The organism is Pedobacter folensis (assembly GCF_056490665.1).
On the sequence record NZ_JBWJIF010000002.1, the window covers coordinates 346,381 to 371,826 of the forward strand.

The 25,446-nt window shown below is 36.5% G+C and carries 27 protein-coding genes; 19 read left to right on the forward strand and 8 right to left on the reverse strand.

The annotated features are described in order from the left end of the window. Positions 1-328 precede the first annotated feature (328 nt). The 4 genes from AC04QZ_RS10090 to AC04QZ_RS10105 all read left to right on the forward strand — a co-directional run bounded on the left by AC04QZ_RS10090 (position 329) and on the right by AC04QZ_RS10105 (position 4,092). Entirely contained in the window at positions 329-2,173 is a 1,845-nt protein-coding gene (locus AC04QZ_RS10090) for a hypothetical protein (protein WP_478357663.1), read from the forward strand. 155 nt (positions 2,174-2,328) lie between these two features. Continuing rightward, positions 2,329-2,523 carry a hypothetical protein gene (locus AC04QZ_RS10095; RefSeq protein WP_478357664.1) on the forward strand — a complete coding sequence of 65 codons (195 nt, stop codon included), beginning with the start codon at positions 2,329-2,331 and terminating at the stop codon, positions 2,521-2,523. A gap of 502 nt (positions 2,524-3,025) precedes the next feature. Then, on the forward strand, positions 3,026-3,541 hold the full coding sequence (locus AC04QZ_RS10100; protein WP_478357665.1) for a hypothetical protein: 516 nt from the start codon (positions 3,026-3,028) through the stop codon (positions 3,539-3,541). A gap of 80 nt (positions 3,542-3,621) precedes the next feature. Then, positions 3,622-4,092 (forward strand): hypothetical protein, encoded by a 471-nt coding sequence (locus tag AC04QZ_RS10105; protein WP_478357666.1) that lies wholly within the window; start codon positions 3,622-3,624, stop codon positions 4,090-4,092. Positions 4,093-4,154: 62 nt separating this feature from the next. On the opposite strand, the gene AC04QZ_RS10110 is transcribed toward AC04QZ_RS10105, so the two are convergent. Continuing rightward, positions 4,155-4,403 carry a helix-turn-helix domain-containing protein gene (locus tag AC04QZ_RS10110; protein ID WP_478357667.1) on the reverse strand — a complete coding sequence of 83 codons (249 nt, stop codon included), beginning with the start codon at positions 4,401-4,403 and terminating at the stop codon, positions 4,155-4,157. Between the two features lie 65 nt (positions 4,404-4,468). On the opposite strand from AC04QZ_RS10110, the gene AC04QZ_RS10115 reads away from it, so the two are divergent. The 5 genes from AC04QZ_RS10115 to AC04QZ_RS10135 all read left to right on the forward strand — a co-directional run bounded on the left by AC04QZ_RS10115 (position 4,469) and on the right by AC04QZ_RS10135 (position 8,598). After that, a complete protein-coding gene (locus tag AC04QZ_RS10115; protein ID WP_478357668.1) occupies positions 4,469-5,614 on the forward strand; it encodes a hypothetical protein in 1,146 nt (381 codons plus the stop codon). A gap of 57 nt (positions 5,615-5,671) precedes the next feature. After that, positions 5,672-6,208 carry a hypothetical protein gene (locus AC04QZ_RS10120; RefSeq protein ID WP_478357669.1) on the forward strand — a complete coding sequence of 179 codons (537 nt, stop codon included), beginning with the start codon at positions 5,672-5,674 and terminating at the stop codon, positions 6,206-6,208. A gap of 60 nt (positions 6,209-6,268) precedes the next feature. Continuing rightward, positions 6,269-7,096, forward strand: coding sequence for a protein NO VEIN domain-containing protein (locus AC04QZ_RS10125; protein ID WP_478357670.1), 828 nt, complete (start codon positions 6,269-6,271; stop codon positions 7,094-7,096). Positions 7,097-7,637: 541 nt separating this feature from the next. Continuing rightward, a complete protein-coding gene (locus AC04QZ_RS10130) occupies positions 7,638-8,222 on the forward strand; it encodes a hypothetical protein (RefSeq protein WP_478357671.1) in 585 nt (194 codons plus the stop codon). Positions 8,223-8,382: 160 nt separating this feature from the next. After that, positions 8,383-8,598 carry a hypothetical protein gene (locus AC04QZ_RS10135; RefSeq protein ID WP_478357672.1) on the forward strand — a complete coding sequence of 72 codons (216 nt, stop codon included), beginning with the start codon at positions 8,383-8,385 and terminating at the stop codon, positions 8,596-8,598. Between the two features lie 117 nt (positions 8,599-8,715). Here AC04QZ_RS10135 and AC04QZ_RS10140 read toward each other — a convergent pair whose 3' ends face one another. Then, complete coding sequence (locus AC04QZ_RS10140; RefSeq protein WP_478357673.1) at positions 8,716-9,102, reverse strand: hypothetical protein; 387 nt, start codon at positions 9,100-9,102, stop codon at positions 8,716-8,718. Positions 9,103-9,248: 146 nt separating this feature from the next. Between AC04QZ_RS10140 and AC04QZ_RS10145 the strand changes: the two genes are divergently transcribed. The 6 genes from AC04QZ_RS10145 (at position 9,249) to AC04QZ_RS10170 (ending at position 14,873) form a co-directional block, all read left to right on the forward strand. Next, positions 9,249-9,599 (forward strand): hypothetical protein, encoded by a 351-nt coding sequence (locus tag AC04QZ_RS10145; protein ID WP_478357674.1) that lies wholly within the window; start codon positions 9,249-9,251, stop codon positions 9,597-9,599. Positions 9,600-9,744: 145 nt separating this feature from the next. Then, positions 9,745-10,785 carry a DNA cytosine methyltransferase gene (locus AC04QZ_RS10150; protein WP_478357675.1) on the forward strand — a complete coding sequence of 347 codons (1,041 nt, stop codon included), beginning with the start codon at positions 9,745-9,747 and terminating at the stop codon, positions 10,783-10,785. 107 nt (positions 10,786-10,892) lie between these two features. Further along, on the forward strand, positions 10,893-12,287 hold the full coding sequence (locus tag AC04QZ_RS10155; protein ID WP_478357676.1) for a protein NO VEIN domain-containing protein: 1,395 nt from the start codon (positions 10,893-10,895) through the stop codon (positions 12,285-12,287). A gap of 2 nt (positions 12,288-12,289) precedes the next feature. Further along, a complete protein-coding gene (locus AC04QZ_RS10160; RefSeq protein WP_478357677.1) occupies positions 12,290-13,327 on the forward strand; it encodes a DNA cytosine methyltransferase in 1,038 nt (345 codons plus the stop codon). A gap of 7 nt (positions 13,328-13,334) precedes the next feature. After that, positions 13,335-14,120, forward strand: coding sequence for a hypothetical protein (locus tag AC04QZ_RS10165; RefSeq protein WP_478357678.1), 786 nt, complete (start codon positions 13,335-13,337; stop codon positions 14,118-14,120). Positions 14,121-14,198: 78 nt separating this feature from the next. After that, complete coding sequence (locus AC04QZ_RS10170; protein ID WP_478357679.1) at positions 14,199-14,873, forward strand: hypothetical protein; 675 nt, start codon at positions 14,199-14,201, stop codon at positions 14,871-14,873. 240 nt (positions 14,874-15,113) lie between these two features. Here the strand turns inward: AC04QZ_RS10170 and AC04QZ_RS10175 are convergent, their stop codons facing one another. Further along, a complete protein-coding gene (locus AC04QZ_RS10175; RefSeq protein WP_478357680.1) occupies positions 15,114-15,350 on the reverse strand; it encodes an HTH-like domain-containing protein in 237 nt (78 codons plus the stop codon). A gap of 221 nt (positions 15,351-15,571) precedes the next feature. On the opposite strand from AC04QZ_RS10175, the gene AC04QZ_RS10180 reads away from it, so the two are divergent. Further along, positions 15,572-16,033 carry a JAB domain-containing protein gene (locus AC04QZ_RS10180; RefSeq protein ID WP_478357681.1) on the forward strand — a complete coding sequence of 154 codons (462 nt, stop codon included), beginning with the start codon at positions 15,572-15,574 and terminating at the stop codon, positions 16,031-16,033. A 37-nt stretch (positions 16,034-16,070) separates the two neighbouring features. On the opposite strand, the gene AC04QZ_RS10185 is transcribed toward AC04QZ_RS10180, so the two are convergent. From AC04QZ_RS10185 to AC04QZ_RS10200, 4 genes are all read right to left on the reverse strand, one after another. Continuing rightward, complete coding sequence (locus tag AC04QZ_RS10185; protein ID WP_478357682.1) at positions 16,071-17,288, reverse strand: site-specific integrase; 1,218 nt, start codon at positions 17,286-17,288, stop codon at positions 16,071-16,073. 116 nt (positions 17,289-17,404) lie between these two features. Next, a complete protein-coding gene (locus AC04QZ_RS10190; protein ID WP_086548452.1) occupies positions 17,405-18,502 on the reverse strand; it encodes a Nif3-like dinuclear metal center hexameric protein in 1,098 nt (365 codons plus the stop codon). Positions 18,503-18,678: 176 nt separating this feature from the next. Beyond that, a complete protein-coding gene (locus tag AC04QZ_RS10195; protein ID WP_086548454.1) occupies positions 18,679-19,047 on the reverse strand; it encodes a TM2 domain-containing protein in 369 nt (122 codons plus the stop codon). 5 nt (positions 19,048-19,052) lie between these two features. Next, positions 19,053-19,355: a DUF2752 domain-containing protein gene (locus tag AC04QZ_RS10200; RefSeq protein ID WP_478357683.1), complete on the reverse strand. Its 303-nt coding sequence runs from the start codon at positions 19,353-19,355 to the stop codon at positions 19,053-19,055. A 230-nt stretch (positions 19,356-19,585) separates the two neighbouring features. On the opposite strand from AC04QZ_RS10200, the gene mfd reads away from it, so the two are divergent. From mfd to AC04QZ_RS10215, 3 genes are all read left to right on the forward strand, one after another. Then, positions 19,586-22,924: a transcription-repair coupling factor gene (gene mfd, locus AC04QZ_RS10205; RefSeq protein WP_478357684.1), complete on the forward strand. Its 3,339-nt coding sequence runs from the start codon at positions 19,586-19,588 to the stop codon at positions 22,922-22,924. Positions 22,925-23,014: 90 nt separating this feature from the next. Continuing rightward, a complete protein-coding gene (locus tag AC04QZ_RS10210; RefSeq protein WP_478357685.1) occupies positions 23,015-24,151 on the forward strand; it encodes an ATP-binding protein in 1,137 nt (378 codons plus the stop codon). Beyond that, on the forward strand, positions 24,152-24,373 hold the full coding sequence (locus AC04QZ_RS10215; RefSeq protein ID WP_029274918.1) for a DUF3820 family protein: 222 nt from the start codon (positions 24,152-24,154) through the stop codon (positions 24,371-24,373). It begins immediately after the preceding gene. Positions 24,374-24,672: 299 nt separating this feature from the next. On the opposite strand, the gene AC04QZ_RS10220 is transcribed toward AC04QZ_RS10215, so the two are convergent. Continuing rightward, positions 24,673-25,389, reverse strand: a complete 717-nt coding sequence (locus AC04QZ_RS10220) for a DsbA family oxidoreductase (protein ID WP_478357686.1) — start codon at positions 25,387-25,389, stop codon at positions 24,673-24,675. Between the last annotated feature and the right edge of the window lie 57 nt (positions 25,390-25,446).

Here is a 25,446-nt window from a genome sequence, read left to right on the forward strand (position 1 = left end):
TAACTGCTGCAAAGATAAAAAATGTAACTTAAACATCAAATTAAAACACTTACCTTCTATTTTCGTTAGATTATAATGACAAAACTCCACAAATAGCTACTCAAGCTTCATAAATAAATGATATTAGGAATTTGTTGTACTTACCAATAATGGTTAAATTTGTAACACCGATTCAGAAACAAGTCAAATCAATATATATAATCGCTAGATGGCCATCTAGCGATTTTCTTTGCTTTAAACTTTCCTTTTTTCTGTTATGAGGTTAGAAACAAGATCCTACGCATTCCTTAGATCCTCATATATTGATCTTGACTTACAGAAACTTAAAGTGCATTTTAAAACACAAAAGGACTATTACCTAAGCAGCGATGCTTATTTATCACAGATTTTTAGAGAGATACCCATTAACTCATTCATCAATAAGGGCAGATGCGGTAATGGGGGTAACCATCTCGAACTTACAAATCAGAATAGAAATACAATTATACCTGTACCAACCAAAGAAATAATTAATTCAATGATCGCTGAGGATGATTCTATTCAGCCGTTTCATTCTGAGATTGCAGATGGCGATTTAATTGCATTCTTTGCCAAATGCAGCATAGGAAAGAAGATTATGTGTACCCCAGAAAGTTTTACTCGCCTAATGAGGGTATCAGAGAATATAATTCGCCCAAATGGTTCTATGTCCGATGAATTGAAGTCTGAATGGTTCTTATTGTTAGATGAATGCCACAGCTATATCACTGAAGAATTCAGAGATAACATACTTGCACCATTCGACTTTTTTTTTGATTTCACATACAAGAGTGTTATCTCTGCAACTCCATACTATTTTAGTGACCCACGGATGCAAGATCTGATTTATCACAATGTTAAGATAGTGGGAACAGTTGGCAAAGTAAATCTTATTAATTGCACCAGTGTCGAGGGAACTTTAAAAGCGATTATAAATAATGCCGTTGCAAAAAAGGAGAAGACCTTCATATTCATAAACTCCGTTAAATCCATTAATAGGTTAATAAATGCCTGTTCACTACAAAATTGCAATGTCTACTGCTCTGATGATAAGGACGGAAAGAACAAGTCAAAATTAGGAGTCAACTGGAAGTTTTATAAGCCAAAAACAATCAAAGGTGCATTTAGTCTAATTAACTTCTTTACCACGAAAGCTTTTGAGGGATGGAATTTAAAAGGTGAAACAAAAGCCAATCTTTATGTTGCTACAGATATTCGTCAAGAGAATACGCTAGTTGGATTAAATAAATGCGTTCAGGCCTTGGGAAGATGGAGAACGCCCGATAATGGATTATATGAATTGCCCAAGTTGTATCATGTTTTTAATACTAGAGAAATGCAGAATTATAGAAGCATCCACGAAATAGCTAAAATATATAAAGAACGGGGTGAAATGTTACTGAAACAAAATTCAGAGCAGCTTGAGCACTCCATAAAGAATGGGATTCCGCACAAACCGCATGAGATGCTTAAAAGATACTGTGATGATTACGATACAGAGAATCCGAAATTCAACACCTATAAGTTCGATCAGATTGTTAACGAACAAGCTAGCAATGAAGCTTTTAATCATCTCAGTTACATTGAATCAGGATGGAAGAGCTATGGATTCGAAATCCAAACTTTATTAAGATATGATAAATGGGAAAGCCAACGCGATATTAATCGTAAAAGCAATGCTAATACACTTAAAGACGATTACCTTTTGCTGGTACAGAATGGTGCTAACTCTTTACCTTATTACATTGGAATAGATGAAACTCAAACTATAAAAGATCGAAACCCTTTAGCCTTCAAGGCTTTTAAACTTTTAACCATCGACCAAATGAATACAGTTAAATATAACGCAAAGAAAGTAACACAATTGATAATTGATGCAGAGAATCCGGTAAAGAAAATAAAACTAATCAAGTTAATCGGTTTAGAATTTAAGGTTTACAAATCATATTCAAAGCATTACATAAAAGATAAGCTACAGTTACACTATAACACCTTGGGCATTGTAAAGCCATCAGGATTAGCAGTCGTTGCAAAAGCTACAGACATATTGTCTTTTTTTGATGCTGATGAATGCAAACTGAAAGATAATAAGGGCAAATGGATTCATGGATACAAACTGATCAGGAAACATTTTGACATGCAATTGGCTGCCTAATTGGGCATTTCCCTTTTTTATATTGTTTTTGACAGTATATAGTAAGCGTCAAAAAGTTTAGAATTTGAGGAAACCCATTATTAATACCAATTATGGGAAACCGTAAAAATTCACGAATTAACTCCTTTAGCTTTGTCTAAACGAATTTAAACGATATGGCTTTTAGAAAATTAAAGATTGAATGGACAAACATTGTTGAAAGTGTAAAACATGATGATGGGCGTCCATATGATAGTTACCCATACCCAAGATGGGAGGGAGTTAACGAACATGGGCAAAGGGTTCGTGTTCACATCAAAAAATTTACTATGCTAGATGAGGAGGATAGGCTGCACATTACAGAAGCATAAAGCCATTGACGAGTATTATCTGAGGGATTCACCTCTAAGAGCGCTTTAGTCCCTAGAAATAATTTTTATTTTTTATTTTTTTTGTTAGGGCTTTAAACTATATGTGTGCTCTCTGGACGCAGCCTATATCATATCATACCCCCGGCTTTTATGTCAGGGGGATTTAAAATGATTTCCAACTTTACCATAGAAAAATATAGCCTAAAAGTCGAACAACAAGCCTATCTAAAACCGCCACTTTCGATTTAAAAACTGATGGATTCCGATTTACCATTTATCAAAATTCACTATTAAACCCTATCGACATTTTACTTCTAAAAGGATATAAACAAGGTAAAATCGACTAAATATTCTTAGCAATACAACGATATCAAAATCGACAATAACACAATGCACCGCCTAAAAACGGTGTATTTCCATTTATATACCAATTTACTACGAATGCTTCCAATTGGAGGCATTTTCTATTTAATCCAAAATTCACATTTAAAATTCTATTAAGATGCAAGCAAAAGCAAGAACTGCAAAGGCAGTACCAACACAGACACAATTTGTTGTTATAAACGAGCAACAAGTTTTAGTAAACCAAGAAGTTCAAAAGGCATACAATTTAATTGTTGATGCAGCTACAGAACAATTACGAAAGTTCGATCTAGCTAAATACAGAACATACGCAACGGTTGACCATGTAAAGAACGAATACAAAAGTAACATGATCAGCGAGCATTTAAACTACTTCTGGAACATTACCTTATCAAATAGTAAGGACGGACGATCATTTATATTTATAGACTTAGGTGGTGAGGCTCTAGAGCGTTTCGGCTCAGGTTTAACGAATATTTTCCTCCGTAAGGCGTATGAAATTACTCAGTCGAATGATAACACAGCGGGGATTGAATACGCGTTAAGAGTAAACTTTCGAGAAGCTGATCAGCACCACAACTTCTTTTACAGGAGAATTGCAGAAGGAGAGAACAACTACGTTTCAATTTCCACAGTTGATAAACAAGAATCATAAAAATAAGCGCAGCGATGCGCTTATTTTGGTTTTACTTTCTATTTTTGCCTAAATTCAATTTAAAAGATAAATCGATACCAATGTACTATTCTGCATCACAAAAGAATCAATTTCTTGCTAAGGATCTACGGTTACCAACTTCGATGTTGTGCGCCACCATTTTTAACAAGATATTCCAAGATGGAGCTAGTCTTAATGATCTCGAAACCTATTTGATTTTAAATTCGAAATCAACAAAAATTCCGGCTGAATCTGATCCTCAATCCACTCTACAATACAATTTGGTTAATGATGCATCAGGGCCTAAAGAAACGCTCACTATTATAAAAAATGATAATCAGGAATTAAAAATCATTTTCGGGTGCAGGGATGAACAGGAGTTGGCCAGAGCAATAGAATTTCTTTACCAAACACCAGGAATGAAGATTATCCATGACAAACATGATAATCTAAGTTGCTCTTACGAAAGCGAGACTATTGATTTTATATTCGAGGCATTCAAAGAAAATCTAAAGGCTGTTAAGTTCGCTGTTACATTAAAACTAAAGTAAACCAGCCCTTTATATATAGTTTTTACAGATAAAAGATGCTCTGAAAAGACAGAGTATTATACTTATCTGTTTACATTTTTCTCAGGCATAAAATCTTTAGGGGAACAGCTAAATATTAGAGCCAGTTTATCAATATGGTCTAGGTTATATTTAGATGGTGAATTAGGACTTTCAACTTGTCCAATAAACCCGTTAGAAACATCTAGTTTAAAAGCAAGCTCAGATTGGCTAAGATTTGCCTGCTCCCTTAAAGCTTTCGCTTTACTGATAACAAACAATTCAATCTCTGATTTTACCGTTTCTTTAGCCACATACTAAAGAATAAATTAAATCGCTACACTATACTTAGCTATTACTAAGTATTTGCTAGTTTTACATGAACATTTTAAATTACACTCACAACATGGTTCATAATTACATTAATGAGGCTAAAAACGTTTTGGTATCCAAAACCAAATCTAATGGCCACATCGGCTATTCGCTGCTGATTATTTTCATTTTATTATTAACTTCCTGTCATAAAAGAGATGCTGATGAAACAACAGTAACTTATGAAAAAGCAAGCTCTGAAATACTAATAGACAAATTCCCCTTACCTAGAATGGGCATTATGGGAATTAACACCCAAAGCTATCCGAATGACTTTTCCTTTGAGAAATTAGACGAAAACGTGTACAACCTCATCACAGGCAAAGGTATTCTGTCCGTTTTCAATGGGGAGGCAAATTCAAGCGAAGTGGCCATAAAAATCAGGCACCTGTATAAGGATAGATACGGTAAAGATTCATTAGATAACTGGGTCAATATTGGCACCTATAATGTCTCAGAAATGAAGAAGTATGCTGACTTCTCAACATGGAACAGGCAGTACGGTATTTATAAATTGTTAACGCAATTTGAAGATAAAAAGAGTGGACTCCAGACAAATGGATCTAATATAATTGCTGCGGAAAATCAAACAGTTGTTAATGCCATTCAGAATACAATATTAAAACTAGATAAAGAAAATGGCTGGGGGAAGTTCACATTTGGATCAAGCTTAGAGCACATTAAAGGGATTGCAAACATAAGTTTTCTAGGGACCTATCCAAACAATCAAAATTTGATTCAATGTCAGGTTGATGACGTAAGCAGTTATAATTTCTATCACTATCCGGTAAATTACATTTATTTAGATTTCAATAACGAACAGCTCGTTAGGGTAACCATAGCATTGGAAGCTTATGATGCTCAAGCACCAAAAAATAGCAAGCAGAGTCGTTGGTCAACTGGAAACCTGATTTTCAATACACTTGCAAAAGATTATGGTAATTGGAATTCTTTGCGCATTACCGATCAAGATAAGGAAGACATTGTGGTTTATAAGGGTCAAATTAGAGCTGATAATACTATTTTAGAAAGAAAAGCTTTCAAAACAGGATATAGTGGTAATAATGCATACATTTTTGATACCGAAACCCAGAAAGCATTGTGTGCAGGAGATATTTATGTATTTACCAGTTTGAGTGGATTTCCAAAGTAAAATTCAATTAATTAAGAACTCATTGATACTACTAATAGTTTATTTAACATTACTAGCATGAAATTTAGTACCGAAGCACTCCCATTCATTTACCAAAGTGAATTTTATAGCATAGCATGGGGAATGGAACATTATGGTTTCTTTATCGATCCACACGGACGGAAATACAACTACAGATCATCAAAGGACTATCGCTATGCCGTTACCAATAAATGGAACTGGTGCACACCCACCGAAACAGTTGACCCCATGCAAAGCACAGCTTATGAACACGAAGAAGATGATGCAATAACACCTGCTGAACTATTTGAGAACCTAAAGAATTCTATTCAGTATAAGCCGTGGTTTGGATATAAAAAGAAAATCAACATTATAACAGAAGAAATGATAGCGGATCTACTACAGTCACCAATTGTGGATTATGGAGATATTGCCTGTGATGCAGGATCATTTACCAATTCATTATACGTTTATGATGCTGAAATGGACATTTACAAACGAATTCTATTGTCAATGGACGGAGATATTAAAAAGGTTAACCAAAGTATCTACACAGATGGAATAATTCGAAGTTTTGGAATAACAAGCCCATGAATGTGAGCCATAGCAATATGGCTCATTTTTATTATACTTGGGTAAACTAAATTATCTCTAATGGATTCAGATTCAATTTACCAGTCAATCGTCGAGTTTAATAATTACGATGGCGCTGTTATGAAGTCAGCGTTAGCCAGTAGGGCAAAATACTTTCCTCATTCGATAGTTGACGGAAAAACCCTATTCTGCCTATCTAAATTCTGCCAATTTGAAGGCGCATCGCTGCCGTCCTATATCGGATTTCTACGTCGAAGTGCTAAAGGTGGTGGTCAAGTGAAGGACGATATTGCAAGAATTATGAAACCCATTAAATGGATTAGATACGGCGACTCTGATAAAAGAACTCAAGAGTCATTTAAACGTTGGGTATTCAACTTTTATCCGGAGTACAACATACAAAACGCCCACTTCATCTCTATCAATTCCCCATCTAGACTAAAACCCCATCATAAGATTCGAAAGAAACAAACGCAAGATGATTTCCTCGAAGCTCTTGAACAAAAGAGAGCAATTGGAGAAATTGGCGAGGAGATCGCACTTGAGTATGAATATGATAGACTGAAATCCTTAGGTTGTACAGAGCCAAGTAAGTTTGTTTTACAAGTATCAAAAGAGGATCAAGGTGCAGGTTACGACATATTGTCAAATTATAACAATAATCTGCGCCTAATCGAAGTAAAGGCAACGACAGGAGATCTAAATACATTTTTTATATCTTCAAATGAATTGGAAGTCTTAGCATCATCACCAAAAGAGGCTTTTATTTATATAGTTAAAGTAACAAGTATAAAGGCCAAAATGGGACAAGTAACAAGAGAATTGGCTGATCCATTAGCATCAATAATATTAAAGGAACCTATACTATTTAAGGTAACAGTTAAATAACTAAAGGCAATCCTAAATCCATTCCTCTCTCCAAAAAAGCGGCTTACGCGGAGAAAGGAATGGTTTAGTCTTTATATTGGTGGTGCTGCAATGGTGGTGCATTCTTTTAAGTTTCTGCGGTTACTTTTAGCCAGTGGTGCTTTGGCTAATGCAGTGCTCACATTATTAGGAAATAAGGTATTTCGCACTGTCTAAGCTCATGAAAAACAACACGCCATCGCTGCACTCTGTCATGGTTTTTCTTTTGAGCAAGCGGAGTGCTGCATGAGCCTTCTCTCTATCTTTATCTAGGATTTGCTTCGCTTTATCCTGGATAAATCTAGTCAGGCTCCACTTTTCAGCTCACCTGCGCAATCGAAAATGCTGCACGACTGTCATGATATTTATCAAATATCTCGCCAGTCGCTTGTGTATAACATAGATCGAACCTCATTGCTCCGCAATTACCAGTTCTCACACATTTTCTCAGTTCGCAGCGGCGAGCACAAGAAACAGAACCTATTTACTTCTAATTTCTTACCTTGCTTATCATTTATACAATATGAGTTGGACAGATATATTAAAAATAGTTACTGGTGTGATAGCAGCACTAGGTGGAGGTGGAGCAATCATTTTAGGACTGTCGAATTACTTCGGCCAGCTATTGGCGAAAAGATATGAAGAGAAGATAAAAGCAGAATTTCAAAACGAAATTAATGCTTATCAAGCTAAACTAGATATTCTTAAACAAACAACTATTAGATATTCAGACAAGCAGTTTGAACACTATAGTAAGTTATGGGCAAGTTTATATGATTTAAAACTTTCAGCTGATGATCTTTGGCAAAAAGCTGATGCAATAAGGCTTGAGGGATTCTCCAAGCAGCTTAAAGCTACAAAAACTGAGATTGAGAAAGCATCACTGTTTATTGAAGAGAATCATTACGAAGAGTTGTCAACCTTGATAAAACACTTTTCAGACTATCAAATCGGAAAATCAGAGCTAATAAGTTATCGAAGAAATGAATTTTACGATTCTGAACAAGTCGATGAAATGATTGTTTCCAATGGTCTAAAGTTGGAAAGCTTTACAAACCTTATCAGTGCAATTAAAGGAGATCTCAAAAAGCAAATAGGAGGAAAGTAATCTCAGCATTCTTATGTCTTATTTCGTAAAACATAACATTGCATCGTTCTAACTTATGCAACTGCGATAACCACGGTTCATATGTTTGTCGGAACCCTAAAACTTTTAATAATCTGTTTTCATTCGTATATTAGATTGATAATTTCTAAACAAAACAGCTATGATAGTACAATGCCCAAATCCTGATTGTCACTCAGACAATGTTACAAATTTAAGTTATGATTCGAATCAATTCATATGCAATGATTGCGGTGAAGATTTCGAGGCCGACAATGGAATTGATGTTGAAGAAGATGAGGCAAACTTTATCGACATTGATCCGGATACAGCACTTTTTATTGCTAATTCAATAAAAAAGGACGATAATAATGCCTAATATCAATAGGTTATTAAAGTGTTTAAGCATTGGGGTGCTTGAACACTTTTTATTGTTTTAAATTTAAAGATTGCCAAATGATAAAGAGCTATTATATCGACTCTAACCGATACTATTCTATGCAGACCCATTTATAAAATGAGGAAAACCTGCCAATTGCAACATAACGTCATCAAAATTACCAGCCAGTTGTCCTTGCTGTCCAGATAGCACCCCTAAAGATAACAATCCATTCATTTGAATACGGAAATCTAGGAAATTGATATTTAATACGATTCTGCCATGTAAATCATTCAATTCGTATCTTGCAGAATACAGTTTATCATTTATGGCATCTCTTATACTAAGAGAGCCGATATTATTATCTGTTTCCATTAAATACAGATCAGGCATCTTTTGTTTTCTTGAAGTAAACCTAAATTCTGTTCTACCATCATCACTTATTATTAAATCTTCTAGTTTAGTACGATAATGATTTAAATCTCTAATTGCTTGTGTTTCCATGCTAAAGTGTTCTTATACTATAATATAGCTAATGCACTGATACAAAACAACTTTGTTCCTTAGAAAACAAATTTCATTCACTAATTTGACAATAAAGCTATAAATATTCGTATTCAGACATTATATTTGCTAATAAAATTAGTATTATGAAGCCTAAGGAACTTATAAGAGAAAGTGAAATGGAGAAGAGGTGGGAGAGCTATAAACCTGACGAACCGCTGACACTAACTGTAACTTACTTTACAATATATGAACAGGCCAAATCAGCTAATCAATGGATTTATGATCCAGAGATCAAACGTTGGCAAACACCTGAAGAGTTTTTAGAACTTGAAAAGAGAATATCCGGTGGAGATCCAAAGCGATTGGAACGTTTACAAATAAAAGATCCTGTGGAGGGAATTAATGCCGCTTACGATCAGCTTCAATCACTAAAGGATAGAATGGAAGTATTTGTAAAAAGGGTGATTGATTATTACAAACAGCCTAACACATGATCAATATTAACTGGACATTAATGTTAATCCTTTTAAAGGATTAATAGTTCGCTTTAGAGTTCAATCTTTAATTATAAGCCGTACTTTTGCGCATTATTAGCAGCTAAACAGAATATCAATGCTAAAACATTAAAAATATTACTTAATGAGGAATAACAGGAATACAGTGATTGACCTATTTTGTGGTTGTGGTGGTCTATCACATGGATTTTTAGAAGCTGGTTACAAGGTTACTTTAGGGATTGATCATTGGAAAGATGCTATCGTGACGTATGAAAAGAATCATAAAGATTCCATTGGTTTAGTTGCTGATCTTTTTAATGAAACACCGGAAAGCATAAGTAACAAAACTGGTGTCAAATCAGCAGATTTAATAATTGGAGGCCCCCCATGCCAAGGATTTTCCATTGCGGGAAAAAGAATTGTCGACGACGAACGTAATAAACTGTATAAGTCATTTGTTGCTTTCGTTGAGTATTATAAACCAAAAGCATTCTTAATGGAAAATGTACCTACTATAGTTTCTATGGGTGGCGGTGTCGTGAGAGATAATATTATTCAGGATTTTGAAAAGCTAGGTTATACTGTCGTTTACAAGGTTCTTTTAGCGGCAGGGTATGGTGTTCCCCAGAATCGAAGACGAGCATTTTTCGTTGGGATCAAAGGAGATACCAAATTTGAATTTCCTGAACCATTTGTAAACTCATTTATAAATTCCGAAGATGCTATCTCAGATCTGCCGGAACATTCTATTAATGATGGGGACAAATACAATTTAAAACCACAGTCAGAGTACCAAAAAAGCATGCGTAAAGGTTCAGAGTCAGTATACAACCATCAAATAACAGAACATAAGCAACAAACCATCGATATAATTAATATGGTTCCAGATGGGGGGAACTATAAAAGTCTTCCTGTCGAGCTACATCAAACAAGAAAAGTTAATATCGCATGGACGCGACTAAATAGCAAGAAACCTAGTTTTACAATTGACACCGGACATAATCATCATTTTCATTACACATTTAATAGGGTTCCAACAACGAGGGAAAGCGCAAGACTTCAGTCATTCCCCGATACATTTATCTTTATAGGAGGCAAAACAAGTCAATTAAAACAAGTTGGAAATGCAGTACCTCCAGTTTTAGCGCAAGTTCTAGCTAATGAAATCAAGAGATACATCTAAGAACACATAAATATTGACATTTAGCTACCTTATGAGCAAACTTTTTGGAGTAAAGACTAATTGTGTTATATTGTTAAATAATTGCACTCAACAACCCTAAAACTGAAATGTTTAACCCAGATCTACAATATAGATGTACAATAATAAGAGGTAAGGCTCAGACGGATTTAGACAATCTGTTACCTGCGTATGCGAATATTGTGTCAGAAATCTGTCCCTGTCCTAAAAATCAATTCATCAAACAGTTTGACGATGAACTATCAAAGATTATTTACAATATTGGATATGAGACTTTAGACGAGAATCATCAGAAAACCATTAGAAACCACAGAACTGAGATAGCAGGAAAGTTGTTTGGCTTATATTATTGCCAAGATGGTGTTATTTTTGAATCGGAGAGCAGTAGAAAGCTATTATCGGATAATGATCAACCTGCGTTCTTCAAGAACCTATGCTTGAATTTTCAGTTTCCTAATGTTTCACAAAAGATTCTTACGACACTTAAAGATCGAATAATAAATAAGATTAAGCTTAAGCCTTTTCACTTTGTTATAGCACTATTATTTGATGCTCAACAAAGAGGTGTATCACTGACAAAAGCTGAAATAGGATACTATGCTCTGGGATCTCTTGAAGTTTTGCAAGGCAAAGTAACGCCAAGCGTTGTCTTAGATGCTATTTTGGAAGATAGACGCAAAGGCAAAAAGAAACAGCTAAAAGGTTCAAGAGATAATCAGCACATCACCGAGCAGTTTAATTTGCTTGAGCTAGCCAACTTAGTAAAGATTGATAAGGAAAGCATATCATTGAATTTAGCGGAAAGAAAAACCTTAGATCTGTTTATGAGCAAGCTTTATACCCCCCTTTCATTTGACGTATACTCATATGATTTGAACTCAGGCACAGACAGAATTAAATTGCAGAATGATTGGGACAGATACTATGGAAATATAGCTGTAAATGACTACTCTATCATTGAAACTTCAATTGCCGCATTACAAGGAGAAACCAATTTGATTGAACCTATTGTTAAGACAAAGGGAACAAACCATACAATTCTAGGGGATGAGGGAGAAGAATTTGTTTATCAACTTGAATTAGCAAGAGTTAAACGAACACATCCTAGATTATTAAACAAAGTACTCCCATTTGGCAGTCAGCGAGGGTTAGGATATGACATATCTTCAGTTGAGGCCGATGAAGACCAAGAAGATCCAGAATTTGATAGATATATCGAAGTTAAATCCACAAAACGTATAACTGAACCGGATTTACTAGATGCATCTTGGACAGACACCATAAATTTAACAAGAAAAGAATGGATAGCTGCCAAGCAACATCGTCAGAGATATAATATTTACCGAGTATACTTTACACCTAATTCTACTGTTGTTAGAAAGATTAATGATCCTTTTCAGAAGAATGAAAGTGGGATTATAACAGTTTTACCAACACTTTACAGAATGGACTTTGGTTCTTCTAGTATAGATAAACAATATTAATAATGAAAAAGAGATTAAAAGTGGCGTCATTCTTCTGTGGATGTGGTGGTTCCGATCTCGGGATTATTGGCGGCTTTACATACTTAAATAAACAGTATTCGTCCCTAAACTTCGAGATCAACTATGCTTTGGATTTTGATAAGCCAGCAGTTGAAACATACAATGCTAATTTTGAGCACCCTGCTGTGTGTGATGACATCAAAAATGTTAAAGTTGAAGAATTGGAAAACTTTGATTTATTGGTTGGGGGCTTTCCCTGCCAATCATTCAGTACTGTTAATCCTAATAAAGATACAAATGATGATAGAGCCAATCTTTATAAAGAATTGGTCAAGATACTCAGGACAAAGCAACCAAAGTTCTTTATAGCGGAAAACGTTAAAGGATTGATGACCCTACAGAAAGGTGACATTTTAAAGAAAGTTATAGCTGAATTCGAATCTGTTGGATATAAAGTTAAATATAAACTTCTACATGCTTCAAATTTCGGAATACCACAGCGGAGAGAACGTTTATTTATCATCGGTATAAGAAATGATATCAAGGTTGATTATTCGTTCCCAACTGACACACATTCCGAGACAAGTGGAGAAATAGAAACATCTTGGGTACCACTTGGGAAAGTTATCCCTAGCTTGGATGATGTTGACCAAAAGTATTATTTTTCTGAACGAGCGGTATTAGGCATGAAGAACGCCAAAAAGAACATGAAGAGAGGCTTATATCAAGATTTATCAAAACCATGTTTAACAGTTACTTCACACTTGGCTAAAACTAGTCTCAATTCACGAGATCCTGTTTTACTGGTTGATCCAATAAAGGAAGTTTATCGGAGGTTTACACCAAGAGAAGCTGCAAGCATTCAATCATTTCCACTTAATTTTAAATTTCCGGTTAGTGAAACACAGGCTTATCGCCAAATTGGTAACGCTATACCACCCGTTTTAATGTGGCATGTGGCTAATGCCTTAATAACTAATTATCAAAAGTTCGTGGCGCAAAAAACGACTCAGCTTGAAGAAATTAACGCTCTAGCTTAATTATAAAATGACGTTTGAAGTCGGAAACATTAAGCATATTTTCATCATACAAAGTTTATTTAAAGGGGACTACAGAAGTGGGGAGGAACTTTATTACGATACTGTTAAGCGCCACATAGATTATTATCAAGAAAAAGATAAGATGAGTCATATGTACTTTGCGCCTGAAACTAAAGATGCATTTATAGAATACATCAGATACATAGCGCAAAATGCCCCTTTAATGCAAGATGGGATTTTAATACATCTTGAAATGCATGGAAGCCTCAATCACGATGGACTATTGTGCTCAGATCACTCATTAATAACATGGAATGATCTGGCAACCTACTTTAGAGAAATTAACATTGCAAGCTGTAACGCTTTATATATTTCACTTGCTTCTTGTTTTGGGAGATATTTGTCCGATGGGGTTGATCCAGAATTAAAATCACCTTACAGCGGCTATATATCTGCCAGCAAAGAGGTGAAAACCGAGGAGGTGCTACAGAATTTCAGTCGCATGTTTGAAGTACTGATAGCCAAAAGAAATGTCGTTGTTGCTTACCTTGAATCAGAAACTGCAGAATCAAGCTTTTTCTATAAAGATTCAAAAGAGACGTTTCTACAAAGCTATGAGGTTGTTAAGTACAATTTATTAAACAATCCAGATTTCAAACAACAGATTATGGGAGCTGAGCTTTATAAACTGCTTACAAAAGGTGACAAAGAAGCAGAGAAAATGCTGGCTTCGATGATGGAAAGAGCTTTAAACGAAATTTATGAGCGACAAAGCAAAGCATTTAACTTCTAATTATATATAAGCACAATTGAGTTCGTTAGGCAACCAATAAAACAATTAGTTCACACGTAATTTCAAGTTAATAATTCAATGGCAAGAGCTATAACAATTGGTCAACATATATCCAGAACGAATAGAAAACAGTTTTATCCGGAAAGGCTAGTAACATTCGTTAAAGCCATCAAAGTAAATTCCGTGATTGATCTGCGACCCCTTGTCACCAGTAATAGTGAAAACTCCCCCTATAATTCTGAAAGCTTAAGGACTTTATTTAACGCGAATAGACTAACCTACCAAATATGGTCTGAGAAGGTTTCCAGCCTTAATGTTTTACTAAAAGGTACTAGCGGCAAGATATTTCGACAACTCGTAACTGAGCATCTTTCGACTGAACTAGTTAATTATTTGGCTGAAAATCCCTACTTAGGCTATACGGCTTTATTATTTCCTTCTTGGGAAGGAGAGCGAGTGGTAAAAGGAACTTTTTCCCGAAGTGTATTGGAGAATTTCTCTGATAAGCTAGAACTTAATCATATGATTCCTAGATTACCTGGAAAAGGGTTTGATGTGTTCACAAATGACGATCTATACAACGGAGGATATGGCAACTTCATGAATATAAGAAGTGATATTAAAAACCGTTTTAAGGCAGAATTTGAAGACGAAATACAAAATGACTACGGATATGATCAAAGTGATATCGATCACGAAATGAGGGGCATGAATGATGAAGCAGGTGGATCATTTTATTCCAATATAGATTAATGATTACAGCTAATCCAAAAGTACTTTAAGATCAAATATACTGTGTATAACTAAATAATTGTAACAGGGGAATCTTATCATAGTCATCAATCAAAATTGATATTGTAATCTCAACTAATTTAAAGATTTCGCCATAGACACAGAAGCAAGGCACTATTCATTAATGGCGCTGCTTCTGTTCTTAAAATTCGATTTGAATTTACTTAAACTCGATAAAATACGTTATCAACATATTATGACCTATATTGCTTTAACATACTTTGCCAAACTCATCGCTTTGGAAACTTCCGTCGAATAGGTCGAGCTAATTCCTGCTTCACGGACTACCTCCTTAACGCCAGCAAGTTTAATTTCTTTATGATACTTGACACCAAATAAATGTATCATGGCTACTTGTTCACCTCTTGGCGCATCTGTGTACATCTGTTTTAAAATTGTACCTAATTCTCTTTCATTCATAAATGTATCCTTTTTCATAAAGATAGTAAGATAACTTTAAATAGCTATTAGCTAAAATATATTAGCTATTACAATACAGCGACAATCAATTATTAATCAAATTTAAGCTTGTAATCTCAACACGCCTAAAGGAACTACGGCATAAACGCTCAATCCCAACCCATAGTCCATTTATTCCGTTCCTCCTTTGCTAAGTTGATCTTAAAGCTTGACATCGTACCATAATTAATTCAAATCTTATGGTACAGGAACAAACTCCTTTTAAAGTGGCTGAAGTTGAAGTAAGCTACAAATCAAACTACAATATCACGGAAAGACCAAAAATTAACAGTTCGCAAGATGCTTACCGAGTGTTAATGCAACATTGGCAATTGGGCAAGATTGAACTGTTAGAAGAATTTAAGGTGATATTGCTAAATACAAGTAATCGAGTATTGGGAATAGTGGATATATCCACTGGTGGAATACAGGGAACATTGGCAGATCCGAAGATTATATTTTCTGTTGCTTTAAAGACCAATAGCAGTAAAATAATATTGGCGCACAATCATCCAAGTTCTAATACAAAACCTAGCGAGGCTGACAAGAAACTAACCCAAAAATTGATGGACGGAGGGAAGCTTTTAGATATCGAAGTATGCGACCATTTGATAGTTACTAATTACAGCTATTACAGTTTTGCGGATGAAAGTATATTGTAAGAACAATGCCTTGGGCTCATCGCCCAAGGCATTAGTATTAAATTGTGTCAGGGTGATCTTCACGAGACCGTTTTGCATCCCTTGCATACCTTCCTAACATCGCAACATTCGTGTGCCCTGTGTAATCCATGATTTGCTTGTCTGTCCATTTCGCAACCTCGATTAGATAAACCACACCACTATGTTTCATACTATATAAAGTATAACCATCTTCTAAACTTAAACGCTGTTTTAACGTCTTAAACTTATCTTGAAAGTGGTGGAGAGGGGTTTCAAATGCTCCAAACATATTTTTAACTCTGTGTTCCGTTTTGGTAACCTTTTCATTAACTGTACCGAATAAAAAGTGATTAGGCTTCGTTCCCTTAGGTATACCCGACTTTATGCGGCTTAATAATTCGTTACGAACTTTACTGTATTGCTTTTTGTTGGTTTTAATAATATCACTATCAAAGTCGATCGTTCCTTCCTCAAAGTCAATATCCCTATACCTAACCTTCAAAAGCTCCTGGGGTCGACGTAATGTATAATAAATCAACTTAAGCAATAAAAAGAAACATTCATCTAGCTTCTCGGCTTCCTCGAACACTTTAACTAACAATTCACGTGGATAGGCTTTATTAGTTTTACTTGTATTAGCATTAATGCGATGAAGCAGCTTTAATGGGTTCTTTGGCAGCAACTCTTCGTAATCTACACAATAGTTGAAGAAACTCTTCAGATAAGTAACATAATTATCCCGGTGAACTGTGCTGCCAGAATCCGATTTGTGATCAATCAGAAACGTCTCAATGTGCTTTCGTGTTACCTCATTCAATTTAATGGCAGAAAAGCCTTTTGAAGTGAAATAAGCCTTTATAACGCTATTGTAAGAACGATATAGTTTCTTCGTTGACTCACTACGTTCCAAATGGGGATTATGGTCAATAAAGTTATCTAGATACTCCAAAAATGGTCTTTCTGACATATCAGAGAGCTCAAACTCTTGGGTGTAAGGATTGAAGTAATCCACGCCTAATCTTTCTTTTAGTTTCCTTAACAGAATATCAGCATACGATTTTCGCTCTGTTTTATTAAGTTCCTTGTATTGTGTGGGGGTTTTTTGTATATAACGGCTACTGTTGAGATCAAAGCTTTCCTTTTTAGATCTCCTTACTCCATCAATGTTATAATAAAACCTAATGCTCCATTTGTGTTTATCCTTTGAAAGAAAAGGAATATTACAATGAGGGTTTAATAGCGCTGCTGTATCCATATTTAAATTTGATTAAACAAAGATACAAAATAGGGACTCAATTAGGGACTATTGAAGCAATATATTAATTCTTTATGACTGTTTAAACACTTAAAAAGGCACTTAAAAGCCTTCCGTCAAAACAAGTAATTTATGGGGTTTGTATTTTGCTCCGTTAAACGGATTGCAAAGTTAGTAAATTTTTTCTGAATAATTTCAAGCAATAAATTTGAGGTAAATTGTTCAGTTTCAAAGTGTCCGATGTCGGCAATGATCAGTTTTTCCTCTGCATCAAAAAACTCATGATATTTAAAATCTGCGGTAATAAAAGCATCCGCCCCGGCAGCTATGGCCTCTTTTAACAGGAAGCTTCCTGAGCCACCACAAACGGCCACTTTTTTGATTCTTTTACCAATCACCTCGGTATGCCTAACCACTTTCGCCTGCATCCTGTCTTTTACCAGGTGTAAAAAATCATAGGCATCCATATCATACTCCAGCCAGCCCACCATACCCGAGCCCACCAGCTGGTGTTTATTTTCGAGTTTGTAAATATCGTAAGCAACTTCTTCGTAAGGGTGGTTTTCGAACAGTGCGACCAGAATTTTGCGTTCGGCTTGTGTAGGGTAAACCATTTCAATCCGCACTTCTGCCTCGCGATGACGAATTCCTCTTTCACCCACAAAAGGGTCCGAATCTTCGTTACCCTTAAATGTACCAAAACCATCGGCATTGAAACTGCATTCGCTATAGTTGCCAATGTTACCTGCACCCGCATAAAACAATGCAGATCGCAACTGCTCTGCCTGTGCCTGCGGACAATAGGTAACCAGTTTTTTCAACAGACCTGTTTTAGGTGAAAGCACCTTGGTGCCTGTTAAGCCCAACCGTTCACAAATCCTTGCGTTTACGCCGGTATGGATACTATCAAGATTGGTATGGATGGCATAAAGTGCAATGTTATTCCTGATGGCTTTAAGCACTACCCGTTCCACATAATTTTTACCGTTGAGCTTTTTTAAACCTTTAAAAACAATTGGGTGATGGGTAATAATCAGGTTGCAGCCTGTCGAAATCGCCTCATCCACAATCTTTTCTACACAATCTAAAGCGACCAAAGCACCGCGGATTTCCATATTCGGATCGCCAACAATTAAACCAGAGTTATCATAATCTTCCTGATAATTAAGTGGTGCGATGCTTTCTAAATAGTTCGTTATTTCGGCTAATTTCATTTGATAAATATAGTTAAACCTCACAAGTTTTTAAAACCCTCTGGAGTTTGAATATCAAACAAAAAGTCCGTCACGATATAAAATCGGGACGGACTTGTCATGTATGGTGGGCCGAACATTAAAATCTGTTCTGTCTTGGCTTTCCAAAAAATATTAACCGTAAAAAAATGATAGGTTTACTGAAAACCGCCCATTCTTACCATCTGTAAGCTTTCGAAAACCATTTTCTGGTTATGTTCAAAAGCCAGGGTTTTGTGGTTTACCACATCGATGATCGACCCGATAAAACATAAACCTGCGGTTACCAGGTATAAAATACCCATCCCAATCTGCCCGATGATAAACCTTTGCAATCCTGGAACAGCAAATAATCCGATTAAACAGAATATAAGCATATCTGATGGATTTTTCCTTTTGCTGCTGTAAACCATTAAGAAGTTACGCAACTGCTGCTCGGTTAATCCGGTGGTGGCCTGTTGTAAGTATGAAAATTCTTCTGGCGTTATGCCTGGTAACGACATTAGCGGTGATTGATATATATCCATGGTTTCTATGTATTTGTGGTTGAAATTTTAAACTTATTTTTATTTTTTATCAATGTGTAAATTCTATAAACGATAATCAAAAGTGCCGGAAACCCAAACCAATGTTCGGAAAAGCTTTCGGTAAACTCGCCATGTAAAATATGGCTGATTGACCTGCCTATACCGCATCCCGGACACCAGTCTTTAAAACCCAAATTGGCCAAAGGACAAAGTGTAAAGTGATGCTCGTGGCTATTCGCTGTTACCAGTAATACTAAAGCCGCTACCCAGAAAAAAAGTTCTAGTGGAAAGCTTTTGATGTACTTCATTGTTTCACTTTTTATATGGTTTAGAGGTTATAGTGCACCCTTTGTTACATCAATTTGCCCCTAATCGACGAAAGGGGGATATATTTCGACAAAACGAGTAATGGAATCTAAGAATAAGATCTTATTTCTTTTCCTTTTTTGATTTTCACCTGCAACCCGGTCAAAAATAGTTAAAAAAACCTTTACACAAATTGCGGGTTAATATTAAAAGATAAGCTTATTTTTGTGCCTTGAACATCCGCGATTTAATAAACCGATACAAAACCGACGATAGGGTAACTCAATTTACCAAAGCGTTGAACAGCAGCAAAAACCCAAAAATACAATTAAAGGGATTGGTGGGTTCGGCTGACGCTATCGTTGCACTTTCTTCTTATTTCCTGTTACATAAGCCCATCCTGTTCGTTTTGCCCGACAGGGAAGAGGCCGCTTATTTTCAATCCGACCTTGAAAGCGTATTGGATAAGCAGGTTTTATTATTCCCCTCCTCTTACCGCAAATCTTTCGATTTTACCCAGGTAGATACGGCCAATGTGCTAGCCCGGGCAGAGGTATTGAATGAGCTGAACCACGATTCGGAATATGGAAAAATTGTAGTTTCTTACCCCGAAGCCATTGCCGAAAAGGTTATTGACCGGTCTGCATTAGAAAAAAACACGTTAGAAATTAGTTTAGGTGCTAAATTGGGCATCGATTTTATCAATGAATTTTTGATTGATTACGATTTCGACAGAAGAGACTTTGTTTACGAACCAGGGCAGTTTTCTATCCGTGGTGGTATTGTAGATATCTTTTCTTTTTCTTCTGATTTGCCCTACCGCATTGAGTTTTTTGGCGATGAGGTAGAAAGCATCAGAAGTTTTGAAATTGAAAGCCAATTGTCGGTTGAAGATGTTAAATCGTTAACCATTGTACCCAACGTTCAGGCCAAGTTTTTAACCGAAAGCAACATCAGCATTCTCGATTACATTGATCAGGATACACAGCTTTGGTTTAAAGATGTAGAGTTTACGCTCGATATCATTAAAGCGGGTTTTAAAAAAGCCGTTGAGCTGTGGAAAGCCCTTCCAGCGACAGATAAAAACCAAAATCCCGAATGGATTGACCCTAAATTTGCCTTTACTGACGAAAAATTATTGGGTGATCATCTTCAGGATTTTCCGATTATCGAATTCGGCAAGCAGTTTTTTTATAAAACCGACGACCGTTTTGAGTTTGAAACCAAGCCGCAGCCATCGTTTAATAAAGATTTCAACCTCCTGATCCACAACCTTAAGGAAAACGAAAAAGAAGGCATTGTTAATTTTATTTTTACCGATTCGCCAAAACAGATTGAGCGTTTATATGCCATTTTAGAGGATATCGATAAAACCGCCAAGTTTACGCCAATCAATAGTATGCTGCGCGAGGGTTTTGTAGATCCGCAGATCCAAACGGCATTTTACACTGATCACCAGATTTTCGACCGTTATTATAAATATAAACTTAAAAAGGGTTATCAGAAAAGTCAGGCCATTACCCTGAAAGATCTTCGCGAACTAAAATCCGGAGATTATGTTACCCACATCGATCACGGGATTGGCAAATACGCCGGACTTGAAAAAGTAGAGGTAAATGGCAAAACCCAGGAAATGATCCGTTTAATTTATGCAGATAACGACCTGCTTTATGTAAACATCAACTCCTTAAACCGCATCGCCAAATACAGTGGCAAAGAAAGTGGTGTGCCCAAGATGAATAAACTGGGTACCGATGCCTGGGACAAGCTAAAAAAAACCACTAAAAAAAAAGTTAAAGATATCGCCCGGGACCTGATCAAGTTATACGCTTTACGCAAAACCCAGGCCGGAACGGCATTTTCACCAGATAGCTATTTACAAACCGAACTGGAGGCTTCTTTTATTTACGAAGACACCCCCGATCAGTTAAAAGCTACTCAGGACGTGAAAAAAGATATGGAATCGCCACATCCAATGGATCGTTTAGTGTGTGGTGATGTAGGCTTTGGAAAAACAGAGATCGCCGTCCGTGCAGCATTTAAAGCAGTGGCAGAAGGTAAACAGGCCGCTATTCTGGTGCCTACCACTATTTTGGCTTTACAGCATTTTAAAACCTTCTCTTCGCGCTTAAAAGATTTTCCGGTTACGGTTGATTACATTAACCGTTTTAAAACCAGTAAGCAGATTAAAGACACGCTCGCCGAAGCCGCCGCCGGTAAGGTTGACATTTTAATCGGCACACACCGTTTGCTGAGCAAGGACGTGAAGTTTAAAGATCTCGGCATTATGATTATTGATGAAGAGCAAAAATTCGGTGTTACCGCAAAAGAAAGATTAAAAGCGGTACGTGTAAATGTCGATACTTTAACACTTACGGCTACACCGATTCCGAGAACGCTCCATTTTTCTTTAATGGGTGCAAGGGATTTATCCATCATCAGTACGCCACCACCTAACCGCCAGCCGGTGAGTACCGAATTACATGTTTTTAACGATAAGCTGATCCAGGAAGCCGTTCAGTTCGAATTGGATCGTGGCGGGCAGGTTTTCTTTATCCATAACCGCGTAAACGACCTGATGCAATTGGGTGGGTTAATCCAGAAACTGGTTCCAAAAGCAAGGATCGGTATAGCCCACGGTCAGCTAGATGGCGATCAACTGGAAGATGTAATGCTCGATTTCATTAATGGAGAAAAAGATGTTTTAGTGGCTACCACAATTATTGAGGCTGGTTTAGATATTCCCAATGCCAATACCATTATCATTAACCATGCGCATATGTTTGGTTTGAGCGATTTGCACCAGATGCGTGGCAGGGTAGGCCGGAGCAACAAGAAAGCCTTCTGTTATTTACTTTCACCACCATTATCTACTTTAACTTCTGAAGCCCGTAAACGTTTAAGTGCCATTGAAGAATTTTCTGATTTGGGAAGTGGCTTTAATGTCGCCATGCGCGATTTGGATATCCGTGGAAGTGGAAATTTACTCGGTGCCGAGCAAAGCGGTTTCATTGCCGAAATCGGTTTTGAGATGTACCACAAAATTTTGGACGAAGCCATCCAGGAATTAAAAGAAGCTGAGTTTAAAGGCCTCTTTGAAAATGAACCTGCCCGTCCGTTTGTGGGTTTTACACAAGTTGATACCGACTTGGAGCTATATATTCCGGATGCTTACATCACCAATATTACCGAGCGTTACAATTTATATACCGAACTTTCTAAACTCGATAACGAGGCTAAACTGGCCATTTTTGAAAAACATTTGGCTGATCGTTTCGGACCGGTTCCGCCACAGGTGAAAACCATGCTGAGTGTGGTACGCCTGCAGTGGCTGGGTAAAAAATTGGGCTTCGAGAAAATCAGTTTCAAGAAAAATAGTTTGCGCGGTTATTTCTTAAGTGATAAACAATCGGCTTATTTCGACTCGAATACTTTCACCAGGATTTTAACTTTTGCGCAAAATCATCCTAGGATGTGTAATTTAAAAGAGGTAAAAAACACTTTAAGGATAGCCTTCGATAATATAAGTACCGTTGAGGAAGCGATTGAAACTTTAGAATTAATTGATTAAAAACATTAATTGAGTCAGTCCGCTGACTGAATTAACGTTAATTGAGTCAGTCTATTGACTGAATTAACGTTTTTTACTACATTTGACTTTATGGAAAGTCAAATTATTAGATCTCTGAAGCCTATTATCCTCAATAAAATTGGGAAAAATAAGGTCATATTAATTTTCGGGACTAGGAGAGTGGGCAAAACCTGGCTAGTGGAAAGCATTATTAAAGATGCCAACATCAACCATCTTTCTTTAAATGGAGAAGATCAGGATGTACAGGTATTACTATCTACCCGGACTGCGGCTAACTATAAAAGAGTTCTGGGAGACGCCAAATTACTTATTATTGATGAAGCCCAGGTTATACCAGAAATCGGTAAAGTATTGAAATTGCTTATCGATACCTTTAAAGACCTTACGATTATTGCGAGCGGATCCTCCACTTTTGATCTTTCTAACCAAACAGGCGAGCCGCTAACGGGAAGAAGTTTAACCTACTATCTTTATCCAATAGCACAGGTTGAATTGGATAAGCAGGAAAATGCTTTACAAACCGCGCAAAACCTCGAAGAACGTTTAATTTTTGGTTCGTACCCGGAGTTATTCCATTTAAATTCAATAACAGAAAAAGCACAATATTTAACGGAGCTGGTTAAATCATATCTGTTAAAGGATATTCTGATGTATGAGAATATTCAGAATAGCGCTAAATTATTAGAATTATTAAAACTTATCGCCTACCAAGTGGGCTCAGAAGTTTCTATAGATGAGATTTCGCGCAACCTGGGCATCAGTAAAAATACTGTTGACCGTTATCTCGATTTACTTTCAAAGGTTTTCATCATCTATAAAGTTGGTGGATATAGCAATAACTTACATAAAGAAATTACAAAATCTTCAAAATGGTACTTCCACGATAATGGCATCCGCAATGCAATAATTAATGATTTCAGGTTAATTGCACTCCGGAATGACCAAGGGCTTTTATGGGAAAATTATTGTTTTAGTGAGCGTATAAAAAAAATGGAATACGAACAACACAATGCCACTTACTACTTTTGGAGAACCTATGACCAACAGGAAATTGACCTAATAGAAGTAAAAAACGGAGAAATTTTAGCTGCCGACTTTAAATGGGGGAACCAAAAGAAAAAAATACCAGGCTTTTTTGCCAAAAATTACACAGAAGCCACATTTTCTGTAATTAACAAAGAGAATTATTTAGACTTTATATTATAAATGTTAGACCCCACCTTATTGCTCGATTTAGTAAAAATGCAGATGCCTTATGGAAAATATAAAGGTTATCTGATCTGCAATATCCCTGAAAGTTATTTGCTTTGGTATAAAGACAAAGGCTTCCCGAAAGGAAAATTGGGCGATTTAATGGCTACCATGTTCGAAATACGGGTGAATGGATTAGAGTATCTGTTAACACCGTTGAAGAATCAAAATCGATAGTTAAGAATGATAGGTTAATGCGAATATTTATTTCGGGCTACTGTCTTCCCAAACCAAAAAGTGATAGTGGCAGGTATAGAGGAATCGTCATTCCCAACTTGATTGGAAATCGTAATGCCTTAATAGGGTCGCAGGTTGCATTAAGATTCCCGCCTGCGCGGGAAAGACGATCGTTTTGAATAGATCTCTCCATTGCGCTGCGCTCCAGTCGAGATGACGACTAATCTGTAAAAACCGCAGATCAAAATGGCTTTCGCAAAAAAATTTGCGTTGATCAGCTTAATCTGCGGGAAACAAATCTATATTTCACAACCATTCTCATCACAAACCGCATCATCATTTTTATTTAATGAAGTCAGTGTTGTTTTGGGTTGAGCTTCTTTCCATTCGGTAAAACTTTGGGTAAGTGCATCGGTAAAAGCCTGAACAGGTTGGGCACCCGAAACGCCGTACTTGCGGTCCATTACAAAATAAGGTACACCGCGAATCCCTAAATTCTGACTTTCGTAAATATCGTAACGAACAGCCTCCGCAAATTGATCTCCCTTTAAAACTTCTTCTGCCTCTGTGCGATCCAAGCCAATTTCTACCGCAAGATCAACCAAAACATCGGTTTCGCCAATATTTTTGCTGTTTACAAAATGAGCTTCAAACAGTTTCTCTTCGGCTAAATCCTGAAGCTTATGCTTTGCGGCCAAATGGATCAAACGGTGTGCATTAAAGGTATTGGCAGGGATATTGGCATCAAAATCGATGGTTAAACCGGCATTTGCAGCCATATCAACCACTTGTTTGGTCATTTGTTTGGCTTGTTCAATAGGCATTCCTTTGCTTCGCGAAAGGTAATCGTATACCGTTTCATTATTTGTATTATGGTATTCAGGGTTGAGCTGATAACTTTTCCAATCCACTTCAATTTCATTTTTGAAAGGCAATTTTTCTATAGCCTGTTCAAAATGTCTTTTCCCGATATAGCAAAACGGACACATTACATCCGACCAGATTTCTACTTTCATGGTACAAAATTAAGGTGATTATACTTGCCTATAGTAAGGCCAAAGTAAAAAGCCGCT

What these genes read in the sequence shown, in the direction of transcription:
- AC04QZ_RS10095 (WP_478357664.1), top strand. Translation starts at nt 2,329, where the DNA reads ATGGCTTTTAGAAAATTAAAGATTGAATGGACAAACATTGTTGAAAGT.
- AC04QZ_RS10100 (WP_478357665.1), top strand. Translation starts at nt 3,026, where the DNA reads ATGCAAGCAAAAGCAAGAACTGCAAAGGCAGTACCAACACAGACACAA.
- AC04QZ_RS10105 (WP_478357666.1), top strand. Translation starts at nt 3,622, where the DNA reads ATGTACTATTCTGCATCACAAAAGAATCAATTTCTTGCTAAGGATCTA.
- AC04QZ_RS10115 (WP_478357668.1), top strand. Translation starts at nt 4,469, where the DNA reads ATGAACATTTTAAATTACACTCACAACATGGTTCATAATTACATTAAT.
- AC04QZ_RS10120 (WP_478357669.1), top strand. Translation starts at nt 5,672, where the DNA reads ATGAAATTTAGTACCGAAGCACTCCCATTCATTTACCAAAGTGAATTT.
- AC04QZ_RS10125 (WP_478357670.1), top strand. Translation starts at nt 6,269, where the DNA reads ATGGATTCAGATTCAATTTACCAGTCAATCGTCGAGTTTAATAATTAC.
- AC04QZ_RS10130 (WP_478357671.1), top strand. Translation starts at nt 7,638, where the DNA reads ATGAGTTGGACAGATATATTAAAAATAGTTACTGGTGTGATAGCAGCA.
- AC04QZ_RS10135 (WP_478357672.1), top strand. Translation starts at nt 8,383, where the DNA reads ATGATAGTACAATGCCCAAATCCTGATTGTCACTCAGACAATGTTACA.
- AC04QZ_RS10140 (WP_478357673.1), bottom strand. Translation starts at nt 9,102, where the DNA reads ATGGAAACACAAGCAATTAGAGATTTAAATCATTATCGTACTAAACTA.
- AC04QZ_RS10145 (WP_478357674.1), top strand. Translation starts at nt 9,249, where the DNA reads ATGAAGCCTAAGGAACTTATAAGAGAAAGTGAAATGGAGAAGAGGTGG.
- AC04QZ_RS10150 (WP_478357675.1), top strand. Translation starts at nt 9,745, where the DNA reads ATGAGGAATAACAGGAATACAGTGATTGACCTATTTTGTGGTTGTGGT.
- AC04QZ_RS10155 (WP_478357676.1), top strand. Translation starts at nt 10,893, where the DNA reads ATGTTTAACCCAGATCTACAATATAGATGTACAATAATAAGAGGTAAG.
- AC04QZ_RS10160 (WP_478357677.1), top strand. Translation starts at nt 12,290, where the DNA reads ATGAAAAAGAGATTAAAAGTGGCGTCATTCTTCTGTGGATGTGGTGGT.
- AC04QZ_RS10165 (WP_478357678.1), top strand. Translation starts at nt 13,335, where the DNA reads ATGACGTTTGAAGTCGGAAACATTAAGCATATTTTCATCATACAAAGT.
- AC04QZ_RS10170 (WP_478357679.1), top strand. Translation starts at nt 14,199, where the DNA reads ATGGCAAGAGCTATAACAATTGGTCAACATATATCCAGAACGAATAGA.
- AC04QZ_RS10175 (WP_478357680.1), bottom strand. Translation starts at nt 15,350, where the DNA reads ATGAAAAAGGATACATTTATGAATGAAAGAGAATTAGGTACAATTTTA.
- AC04QZ_RS10180 (WP_478357681.1), top strand. Translation starts at nt 15,572, where the DNA reads ATGGTACAGGAACAAACTCCTTTTAAAGTGGCTGAAGTTGAAGTAAGC.
- AC04QZ_RS10185 (WP_478357682.1), bottom strand. Translation starts at nt 17,288, where the DNA reads ATGGATACAGCAGCGCTATTAAACCCTCATTGTAATATTCCTTTTCTT.
- AC04QZ_RS10190 (WP_086548452.1), bottom strand. Translation starts at nt 18,502, where the DNA reads ATGAAATTAGCCGAAATAACGAACTATTTAGAAAGCATCGCACCACTT.
- AC04QZ_RS10195 (WP_086548454.1), bottom strand. Translation starts at nt 19,047, where the DNA reads ATGGATATATATCAATCACCGCTAATGTCGTTACCAGGCATAACGCCA.
- AC04QZ_RS10200 (WP_478357683.1), bottom strand. Translation starts at nt 19,355, where the DNA reads ATGAAGTACATCAAAAGCTTTCCACTAGAACTTTTTTTCTGGGTAGCG.
- AC04QZ_RS10210 (WP_478357685.1), top strand. Translation starts at nt 23,015, where the DNA reads ATGGAAAGTCAAATTATTAGATCTCTGAAGCCTATTATCCTCAATAAA.
- AC04QZ_RS10215 (WP_029274918.1), top strand. Translation starts at nt 24,152, where the DNA reads ATGTTAGACCCCACCTTATTGCTCGATTTAGTAAAAATGCAGATGCCT.
- AC04QZ_RS10220 (WP_478357686.1), bottom strand. Translation starts at nt 25,389, where the DNA reads ATGAAAGTAGAAATCTGGTCGGATGTAATGTGTCCGTTTTGCTATATC.